The organism is Alteromonas sp. ASW11-130, from assembly GCF_026183735.1.
In the GTDB taxonomy this organism is placed as follows: domain Bacteria; phylum Pseudomonadota; class Gammaproteobacteria; order Enterobacterales; family Alteromonadaceae; genus Alteromonas.
Window position 1 is genome coordinate 1 of sequence record NZ_JAPFRE010000046.1, and the last position, 11,906, is coordinate 11,906.

The window sequence follows — 11,906 nt, forward strand, 5'->3', positions numbered from 1 at the left end:
ACAGAGAAAGCGTTGGAGCAAATTTGGCAAGACGTGCTGAGGGTGAATGAACCTTTAAGTGTGACGGCCAACTTTTTTCATTTAGGTGGGCACTCTTTGCTCGCAGTACAGATTATTTCGGGTATATATCGGCAGTGGGATTTAGATTTGCAGATTCAGCAACTTTTTGAGTTGCAAACCATTAGCGAACTGGCAGCCTTCATAGAAGATGCGGTTGTGAGTAGGAATGCATTGCTGATGCAAACTGATAACGAAGAATTAGAAGAAATGGAGTGGTAATCATGGCAAAGGCCAATGAACTTTTTAAGTTGCTAAAGGATAAAGGTATTCATGCCTACTTGGATAATGGCAAGCTTAAGACAAAGTCTGAACCTGGAGCGATCACTGCAGAGCTTGCACAGCAGATAAAACAAAACAAAGATGAGTTAATTCGATACCTGGAACAGGCTCATTGCTCTGCCACTGCACAATCGATACCTAAACGGGCGGATGAAAAGTATAGTAAAGTCACGGCCAATCAAAAAAACATCTGGTTAAAACAGAACTTAGACAAGAGCACTACGGCATATAACGTATGCACTGCGGTTCGTATGACGGGAGTGCTTGTTCAAGATGCTTTAGAAAAGGCATTGCAAACAGTTGCTGAACGACATCAAGTATTAAACGCTTGCTTTGTAGAACAAGGTGGCGAGCTTAAAATGATGTATAGTGCAGTTAATGCATCGCTACTGAGGAGGATCAGCTCGACCAATTTTGCAGATGCAAAGAAAAAGGTGGATGAACTCAGCCAGCAACCTTTTGATTTATCAGAGCCGAACTTATTTAAGCCGTATTTAGTCCAAATAGGTGACACAAATGAATATATCTTTTTGCTTTGTATTCACCACATCATTACTGATGGCTGGTCAAATGGGGTGTTATTTAAAGAGCTAGAGTTGCTATACAACAGTTTTACTCGAGGGATACAGCTCGATTTGCCAGAACCGAAGCTTCAATTTGGTGATTATGTTGATTGGATTGAATCGTCTCAAGAGCAGGAGCAAATCGAACACGGGTTGGAACAGTGGGCAGAAATGTTGAGTGACCTCCCTCCTGTGCATAGTCTCCCATTAGATGGCAAGCGCGTAGTTAATCTTCGCAATGAACTTTCTGTTTGTGGGTTTCAGCTAGATATTGACTTGTTGAACATGATGAAGCAGCAAGCAATGAAACTGAAAGTTTCTCATTATGTGCTTCTGGAAGCTGCTCTAGCTTTAACTTTTTCACGGTGGAGTGATGAAAAAGATATCGTCATTGGCACTTCTGCATCAGGAAGAAATCACCCGGAATTAGAGTCTGTATTGGGCTTTTTTGTAAACCCTCTTATCTTGTGTAATCATGTTAACCCAGAGCTGAGTACAGAGAGTTACATCTCTCAAACAATGTCTGCGTTATCTAATGCACTTAAGCTGCAAGCTGTTCCTTTCGATCAAATAGTGTCTCATGTTGTCAAATCAGGCTCGTCAAGCCATTCTCCTATTTTTCAAATCATGTTTGACTACCAGAAAGTCACTCCTAATGTACTTGACCTTGATAATCTTGAATGTGAGTTGTTACCAACAGAGTCAAATGAAGCGAAATTCGACATTGAGGTGACAATAAGTGAGTTTGACGAAGGTTTAAATGTAAGGTGGAATTTTGCAGCACAGCTCTTTAATGATGCAACTATTACCAGCATGCACAACTCATATGTGGAAGTCTTAACTGCACTTTGCTCCACTGACAATCGCATGTTGAAGGATATTCCTTTGGTATCACACCAGCAAGTATCCGCAACCAGGAACTTTCCTTACGATGATCCTGCCAGCTTTATCGAACAGTTTGAGAGAGCTGCAGAGCTTTACCCTGAAAATATTGCTGTGCAAAGCGAAGAAATCAAACTCAGCTACGAAGAAGTAAACTCACGAGCCAATCGGATGGCTTTTTTGATGCGCAGCATGGGAGCGGACGTAAATAAACGTGTGGGAATATTTGTTGAGCCATCAGTCGAAATGCTGATAGCTATCCTTGCCTGTTTAAAATCAAGCGCTGCGTATGTGCCAATCGACACGGAATACCCTGAAGATAGGATCGAATTTATCTTGGAAGACAGTGAAGTATCTATTGTACTGACTAATCAAGAAGTTGTTGATGAAGGCACATTTTGTGATTATCAGGTTTTGCCTGTAGATCTTGAAGTGCAGGATACATTATTCAAATCATTACCGAACACCAATTTGACTGCAATTGAAGAGCCTTTAGCTCAAGCCATAGCCTATGTGCTTTACACATCTGGCTCAACAGGCCGACCTAAAGGTGTTGCTATTAACCAGCTAGGGTTGGCTAACTATCTGTCACATGCTCAGCAGTATATGTCTGAGCAACACGTAGGTGCAGTGGTAAGTTCTTCTATAGGCTTTGACGCAACTATTACATCTTTACTTACACCTCTTACCTTGGGCAAGACAGTCAGCATATTGGCAAAAGGGCTTGATGCTACCGTAGTAGGCTTGAAATATTATTTATTTGATGATGGACAATCTTGGCTTTTCAAGATGACCCCTGCGCATTTGGATGCGCTCGGGCACGAATGTAAGACAGAAACAACGTCATCTTTACAGCACATGTTTATCATCGGTGGTGAGCAACTGAACTATAACCAGCTTAAAAGCTGGCAGAAAAACTGGTTTCCGGATGCTATTTATGTAAACGAGTATGGTCCTACTGAAAGTGTCGTTGGCTGTTCGACATACGTCGTAAAAGACCAAATTCCAGATGAATTATCCGGGCCTGTGCCAATTGGTGAACCCATTCAAAACACAGAATTTTTTGTCATTAAGGACGAACAGTTGGTGCCGGAGGGCGGTGTTGGCGAGCTATATATAAATAGTGTCGGTTTAGCAAACGGCTATCTAAATTTAGAGAAGAAAAACAAAGAAAGCTTTGTTTCACTTAACTGTGAACCATTGTCTGGCATCAGGCTATACAAGACCGGTGATACAGTCAAATTAGATTCACAGCGCCAATTTTGGTTCATAGGACGCGACGACGATCAGGTTAAAGTCAACGGCTACCGCATCGAGATGGCAGAAATTGAATCTGCTATTTTAGCCGCTAGCGGTGTTGAGGGTGTGGCCGTTGTCAGCCAAAAAAGCAAAGATCGCAATTTTCTTGTTGCCTATGTAGTAAATTCAGATTTAAAAACTGACACGCAAACATTCTTGTCTGGCTTAAAAAGTGAAGTAGCGAAAAAGCTCGCGGACTATATGGTGCCTCCTATTTTTGAATTGATCGAAGCGCTGCCATTAACCTCGAATCAGAAGGTTGATAAAGATTCATTGCCGAAAATAGATATCGAAGAAAGGTTGGGGCTCAATTTTGTTGCTCCAACCACAAACCTTCAAACTCAGCTTTGTGACATTTGGAAAAATGCGCTGGAAGTAGATAGGGTGGGTATTAAAGATAACTTTATGGAATTGGGAGGGAACTCCATTCTATTCATAAAGCTACGAAGTGAAATTGAAGAAAAGCTCAACCTCAAAATTGATATCACGGCATTTTTTGAATTTCCTACGATTGAAACTTTTTGCCAGCATATTCAGGATTTAATTAATGGTGATGGCAACGAAGAACTTCAAAACAAGATTGATACTCATGAGTTGGACGAACTGGATGTTAAAGACACTTGCGCAGTTGCTGTTGTTGCAATGTCAGGCCGATTCCCTGGTGCTGCTTCAGTAACTCAGCTGTGGGACAATATCTTAAATAGTGACGAGTCACTTACTTTGTTTTCTAAGAAAGAGCTGCTTGATGTTGGCTACGATGAAAACACGATAGACCGATTGAACTTTGTTAACTCCGCGGGATTGGTTGATTGTGATGTCAAAACTTTTGATGCGAATTTCTTTGACATGACTCCGAGAGAAGCTGAAGTATTGGATCCACAATACAGGTTAATATTTGAGTGTGCAGTGGAGACGCTTGAAAGTGCTGGTTATGGTGATTTCTCAAAAGGGCTAAACTGCGGCGCCTTTGTTGGGTGTGGAGAGAGTCAGTATTTATTTAGGCATTTATTTCCAAATGCTGACATCATGCAAAATCTTGGTTTGGCCGTTATGCATGGTACCAGCAACAACTACTTAGCAACTCGATTAGCATACAAGCTAAACTTACGTGGTCCTTCTGTAAATGTTGCAACAGCATGTTCAACTTCGCTCGTTTCTATTCATCAGGCCGTCAATAGCATTCGATTAGGTGAATGTGAAATGGCACTGGCTGGCGGTGCAGGTGTGTCCGAGTTTGAAGCAAGCGGTTACTTATACCAGTCTGGTGGTATTGAGTCTCCGGATGGTCACTGTCGAGCCTTCGATAAAGGCGCAAATGGCACCCGTGGTGGTAATGGTGCAGGTTTAGTTCTGCTTAAAAATCTTGATGCAGCGATACGTGATGGAAACGAGGTTTTAGCAGTTATTAGGGGATCTGCAATTAACAATGATGGTGCACTAAAGGCGGGTTACACTGCTCCTAGTGTACAAGGGCAATCTCAGGTCATCCTAAAAGCGCTTAAACAATCTCGATTTGATGCAGGTGAGATTCAATATGTTGAAACCCATGGTACAGGAACACCATTGGGAGATCCTATTGAAGTGAAAGCCTTATCCTATGCGTTTTCAGGTGCTGACAAACAAAATTGTGCATTAGGGACGCTTAAGCCCAATATTGGTCATTTGGATTCTGCAGCAGGTGTTGCTGGCTTCATCAAAGCGACCCTAGCCCTTAAAAATAGAGTAATTCCGCCAAGCATCAATTTTAAAGAAGCAAATAATCTGATTGACTTCGAAAATAGTCCTTTTTATATCGCAACTCAATCACAAGCCTGGCCCGTTCAAGAAGGTGCTACAAGAAAAGCTGGTGTGAGTGCATTTGGGATTGGAGGGACTAATGTTCACATGATTTTAGAAGAAGCTCCTGAAATCAACACGGCGGAAAAATCTGCTCACTTTGATTGCTATCATATGTTCCCTATTTCCGCAAAAGATGCTCAAGCATTTGCAGACCAAGCTAATAACTTGCATTCATTTATCAATGACAATACGGATGTTTGCTTGGCCGATGTAGCGCATACGTTGCAAAAAGGAAGAGGTGAGTACAACTTCCGTCACAGCTTAGTAGCAAAAGATGTTGTTGGTTTACAGGCTGAGTTAGAAAAGGCGTCACCTAGCCAGGTAACTCAGGAGATAGATAACATGGAACTTGTTTTCCTATTATCTGGCCAAGGTTCCCAATATAAAAATGTAGCGAAGGGACTCATCGAGCAATTTGATACATTTAAAACATCTTTTGAAAAATGTAGAGAGCTATTTCTTGAGCAAGAAGCACATGATGTGTTAGCTCTACTGGAAGCATCAGATGAAGAACTCGAAAAAACAGCTTGTGCACAACCTTTGCTATTTAGTATTGAATACGCAATGGCTCAATTGCTCAAATCTTGGGGAATTGAAGCCCGTAGATATCTTGGTCATTCCTTAGGCGAATTGGTTGCAGCTTGTCTGGCTGAGGTATTTTCACTGGAAGATGCAGTTAAAGTTGTTGCTCGTCGCGCACATTTGATGCAACAAGCACAATCTGGCTCGATGTTGGTTGTAAAATGTGCTGTAGATACATTGAATGGTATTTGGGATAAGAATAGCGTCTCGATATCGGCATACAATGGACCCCATAACCTTGTGGTAGGTGGCACGGATGAGTCAATTCATCAATTACAGGATGCCTGTGAGCAAGCAGGCATAGAGAGTCAACTTGTAAGAACCTCTCACGCATTTCACACGTCAATGATGAAAGACGCATCTGAACAATTTAAGCAAAGTTTTACAGACATCACACTATCTCCACCAAAAACGGAGTTTATGTCGAATGTTACTGGTGAGTACATAACAAATGAGCAAGCGTGTGATCCACAGTATTGGGCGAGTCAGATCACTAGCGCGGTACATTTTTCACAAAATATTGAGCACTTAGCTCAAGATGCGAAAAATAAAGGGGTTAGTCTAGTCTTAATGGAATTAGGCCCCGGAAATACGCTTACTAACTTAGTGAGACGTCACACTCAGGGACACAATATTAACGTGGTCAACCTGATAAGGCACCCTAAGCAACAAATGAGTGATGTTGCACATCTTTATAAAGGATTGAGCCAGATTTGGAACAAAGGTTATCCATTAGACTGGGAACAATTATCCGGGAAAAATGAAGGAAAGATTATATCGCTGCCAACTTACCCATTTAACCGCAAAAAATACTGGATCGACCGTTTGAGTAGGAAAGAACTGCTAGGTATGCAAAGGGACCCTGCTGCGACTGAAAACTGGTTTTATCAGGCGAACTGGAAGTTAGCTGAGCCATCCCGCGATGACAATACACATGATGATACTCAAACACTTTATGTATGTCGTAATGAGAGTTTATTATCTCAGCTACAAAGTGGTTCGTGTATAAAAGGCAACGCAATTCTTGTTGATGCATGTGATATGGGTAAAGCAAAAGCGTATGACTTTGATCACGATATTGGTGTAGTTACCTTAGACCCTTTGCAAGATGAACACTGCATAAACTTAGTAAATACGTTGATGGAAATTGGTCGCCTGAATTTAGTTTATTGTGAGTCTTCACTAGGTAGCCAGGAGAGCGAAGATAAGCCCACCCATGAAAGTGATTTTATTGCCTTAATCGGTTTAGTTAAGGCATTTGTTAAACTTAGACCTATGCTTGAGGTTGATTTACATATAGCAACAAATCAAGTCTTTCGTGTTGATGGTAATGAAGAGATTAATGCTGATGCTGCATTGTTGAGAGGTATCTGTAAGGTTACACCTCAGGAGTTTTCGGGAATTAATTGTTTCCATTTGGACTTTGGTTACACCCAACAAACTAATCAAGACGCTTTACAGAGATTATCAACTCAGTTATGTTCTGAAGTAGTCAAGAAAAACAAAGATAAAGAAGTTGCATTCCGTGGCAACGGACGCTGGCTCAGAAATCTAACTCCATTTGACAACGAACGAAGTATTGAGGCTGGAGAAGTTAATTTACCGCCAGGCTCTCATTATTTTATCACTGGTGGTCTGGGTAATATTGGCATAACTTTAGCTAAATGGTTAGCTGAAGAGAGAGCTGCAAAAGTAACCTTATTAAGCCGTAGGGGAATAGACTCTGTAACCCAGTTGCCAAAACTTGAGAACGGTCAATTACAAGTTATTCAAGGCGACGTTGGAGACTATGAGTCACTTTCTGATGCATTAGAACAAGCCAGAGAGCAATTTGGTGACATTCACGGGGTGATTCATGCAGCAGGTAATATACATGACTCAGTTGTTCCTTTAGTAGAGACTGATTTGAATGTGTGTTCACAGCAATTTGTAAGTAAAGTTAATGGGCTGCTTAATTTAGAGAAGGCTTTGACTAAGCACAATGTTCAAACTTGTGTACTCATGTCTTCACTGGCGGTTGAGCTTGGAGGTTTAGGTTTCACTGCTTATGCTGCAGCAAATGCTTATATGGATGCATTCTGTCAGAAAAAACAGAATGAAGGGAGTGCACAGTGGATCTCCATCAATTGGGATGGCTGGGCATTTGGCGCAGATGTTGCCGCGTCTCCCGCTAGTTTAACTGCCGAGGACGGGGTGAAAGCCATGTCTTGGGTGTGGAACAATATGCATTCAGGTGTTGTAATTAATAGTAAAACTAGCTTAAGTGAGCGTGTCAAAAAGTGGGTCGATTTTGAAGATGATGAAAGTGGTTCATTAAGCTTGTATGAAAGACCTGAAATAAGTGAAGCGTACTGCGCTCCTACAAGTGATACGCAACAAGCGCTTATCTCGTTATGGCAGGAAGTTTTGGGTATAGCCAACTTAGGAATTAATGATAATTTTTTTGAGCTTGGCGGGGATTCGTTATTGTCAACGAGGTTGGTTGGCAATATATGCAAAAGGTTCAATGTGAGTGATGAAGTGTTCTCGCTAAAAGACTTTTTCGCGGAACCTACTGTTTCAAGTATTGCGAGCAGGATTGATTCGTTCCAATTAACACAGAGCATTACTGCGAAAAGAAAAGAGATGCTCACAGAACGAGAAGAAGTAGAGGAAGGTGTTTTTTAACTAACACTCTCTTATTTCGATATAAAGGAGCTGGCCCTTAAGGGTCAGCATGTATTTTAGAGAACAATTAGAATAGTCTCCTATGAATAATATTGAGAGTATCATTCATCAAGCGCTTTTAGCTGATGTGGCACTGTACGTCAAAGACAACAATCTTGCTTATACGGCTAGTAAGAAAGGGGTTCCTGCAGATTTAAAAGTTGAGATAAAGGAGAATAAAGATGCGATTATTCGACACTTACTAAGTTCTGCTGAGCAGCAAGGTAGTTCAAAGGAGTGGCAAATTGAAACCTATTCCGGTTCTGAGCTTTTTCCCATCTCTTATCAGCAGAAACAGGTTTGGTTTGCTCAGGAATTGTCGCCTGGAAGTCAGTTTAACATGGGGTGTACTTTCAAATTTGCTGATAAAATTGATTCTCGATGCTTGGAGCACGCTCTGATTCAAGTAATTGAACGTCATGATGTACTTAGAACCGTATATCAGGTTGGTGCTAAAGGGGATATTGTTGGTCGACTGTTGGCTTCTGAAGACTTTAGTATTGTTGAGCTTTCGTTAATGGAGCTTGATGCATCTGAAAGAGATGGTGAAGTAGAGCGGTTAATAGCGCAAGCGCAAAATTATATATTTGATCTGAATGAAGACTTTGTAATTCGTGTATTGTGCATTCATTATGATGAAAGTCACTCAGTTGTTTCGGTTACAACACACCACATTGCTTCGGATGGTTGGTCACAAGATGTTTTGATTGCCGAGTTTACGCAGATTTATCAAGCGTTAATTGATTCAAGAAGAGCTAAGCTGCCACCATTGCCATGTACGTATAAAGATTTTGCATACTCACAAAAACAGGCTTTAGACTCTGGAATTATGGAGTCTCAGTGTTCATATTGGCGCAAAGAATTGTCAGGTATAGATACCGCTCCTGTTTTGCCTACGGACCTTCCTCGTCCCAAAATTTTCAGCTCTACGGGAGGTGCTGTCGACTTTGTCCTTCCAAAGACTGTTCTGGAAAAGTTAAAGCAAATAGCTAATAAACACAATGCGACATTGTACATGATACTTGAAAGCATGTTGTCTTTACTTATCTGTCGTTGGGCTAACCGAGATGATCTTGTTATAGGTTCTCCTATTGCGGGGAGAGAGCACGAACAAACACAAGGGTTAATTGGCTTGTTTGTAAATCTACTGCCTATTCGTAGTCGAGTTCCCAAAGATGGTACGTTTGTGGAGTTTTTACATGCTAATAAAAGGAGTATTTTAGAAGCCTTTTCCAATCAATCTTTACCATTTGATCTCATACGTGAGACGGTATCAATAGAACAAGATTTATCTTACTTCCCGCTATTTCAAGTTGTATTCAACTTGCAAAATGTAGGCACAAGCGAATTGGGTTTTACGGATAGTAGCTTAGAAATGCTTGCACAAGATCCGCTAATAAAATTTGACCTTGAGGTTGTCGCCTACGAGAGTCAAGAGGGGCTTGTAATTAGTTGGAAATATGCAGACACCTTATTTGAACGGGAGACACTGAATATCTTGGCTGGAAGCTATATTGAACTGCTTGAACAATTCTCCGAGTGTGAAGATGCAAATATAACAGACTTAGAGTTTAGCCAAGGTTTTCATCGTTTATTAAGTAATGAGAATGTTAAAGATGAACTTGAAGTGGATAAACTTGAAGTTTTGGAGACTTGCGTTGAGAAGCTTTCCGAAGTTCAAAAAGCAAAAGCAGTACAGCAAGGTTCAATAAGTAATTGCAAAAATGTTATTTATATTTTACCTGACGGCGATCAGTACAGTATTGAGCATATAACTCAGCGTGCAAAACAACAAGTTATAGACGTGATGGGTGAGAAGCATTTACCAGATGCGTGGAGCCTGGTAAGTGATGAATATCTTGATAACTCGGGCTGTCTAATTGCAAAGAAATTACCCAGATATGTTTTTGCTCCTTCGACATCTACAGAAGCCACAATTTCAAATATATGGAAAGGCGAGCTGTCAGTTGACGCTATCAGCACCACAGATAACTTTTTTGACTTGGGTGGGAACTCCATTCGGGCAATGAAAATTACGTCAAAAGTCTCGGAAACATTCTGTGTTGAGCTGTCTTTTCGGACTATATTTGAAAGTAGTACTTTAGCAGACTACGCCCTTCAAGTTGAGAAGGCCCAGGGCAGAAAAACTGGCGAGCTGAAACCGTCAACAAGGGATGGGGCATTGCCACTTTCATATGCGCAAGAGCGTATATGGTTCCTGGACAAATTGAACAACGGCAGCTCCGAATACAACATGCCAGTCGTGCTTGAAGTCAAAGGAAATTTAGAGATTGAGTTGGTGGCTAAGTGCTTTGATACCATTATCGCTCGACATGAAGTCTTGAGAACCACATACCTTGACAAGAATGGTATTTCTCAGCAATTGATTAGAGAGTTAGACGACAGTCGTTTTGTAGTTGAAACGGTAGATTTTTCTCATCTCACGCATGAGACATTAGAGAAGCATGTTCATCAGTATGTTGAGCATTCAGTCTTAAGCCCTTTTAACTTGTCTTCGGATTTAATGATAAGGGCAACCTACATAAAGACGTCTGAGAGTTCAGGGGTCTTGGTGTTCAATATGCATCATATTGCCTCTGATGGCTGGTCGATGGAAATATTAACCAAAGAGTTTTTTGCTCTCTATAACACCTATTTAGAAGGGCGGGAGAGTTCGCTTCCAGAGCTGGAAATTCAGTATGCGGACTATGCGCATTGGCAAAGGAATAATTTAGCTGGAGACTTTTTGGAAGCTAAATTAGCAGAGTTAGAAAGAACTCTGGAAGGCTCGCCTGTTGTTCATAGTTTGCCTTTAGACTATGAAAGACCTGCCATTAAACAGTATAGAGGTGGACTTGTTACAGGTCACCTATCTGCCGATGTTGCAAAAGGCTTGTTGGCTGTAGCGAAGAAACATCGATTAACACCGTTTATGCTACTGCACAGTGCTCTGGCGTTGGTGATATCTCGACATAGCGCCTCCAATGATATCGTAATTGGAACACCTTCTGCCAATCGACTTCATACTGAACTTGAATCCCTGATTGGCTTTTTTGTTAACACACAAGTACTAAGAGTTAATACTCAGCATGAATCTTTATTGGATTATTTTGAGCATATTAGGGATGTACATTTGACTGCTCAGTCTAATCAAGAAGTACCGTTTGAGTTGCTGGTAGATCGTTTGAATGTGCCAAGAAGTCATGGTCATAATCCGATATTTCAAATCATGGTTACAACTAATACCGATTATGAAGTGAATGGTGAAAAGGAAAATTTTGCCTATAAGTTACCTGACCTTGACGTTCAGCTCTATCAAACAGATGTTATTCAAGCCAAGTTTGACTTGAACGTTGATCTAAACATTAGTGAGCAAGGTGTAGGCTTGTATTGGGGCTACGACGTAGCCTTGTTTACAGAGTCTCATATTGCGCAATTAAATGATCACTTGAGTCGTTTATTAGGGGCGTTGAGTGAGCTGGGCAGTGCCGTAGTGGCGCCACATGAGCTGACGATGTTGTCGGATGCCGAGACCCACCAATTGGTGCATGAGCTCAATGCCACGGAATGTGCTTACCCGGATACATTGTGTATCCACGAGCTGTTTGAACAGCAAGTAGCGAGCCAGCCGGATGCCGTGGCAGTGGTGTACGAGGATGAGCAGCTGACGTACGGTGAGCTGAATGCGCAGGCGAA

The 11,906-nt window shown here is 41.4% G+C and carries 3 protein-coding genes; all 3 read left to right on the plus strand.

From position 1 onward, the window contains the following. On the plus strand, positions 1-279 hold a 279-nt coding region (locus OPS28_RS16905; protein ID WP_265610650.1), incomplete at its 5' end, for a phosphopantetheine-binding protein. A gap of 2 nt (positions 280-281) precedes the next feature. Beyond that, positions 282-8,171: a non-ribosomal peptide synthetase/type I polyketide synthase gene (locus tag OPS28_RS16910; RefSeq protein ID WP_265610651.1), complete on the plus strand. Its 7,890-nt coding sequence runs from the start codon at positions 282-284 to the stop codon at positions 8,169-8,171. 82 nt (positions 8,172-8,253) lie between these two features. Further along, on the plus strand, positions 8,254-11,906 hold a 3,653-nt coding region (locus OPS28_RS16915), incomplete at its 3' end, for a condensation domain-containing protein (protein WP_265610652.1).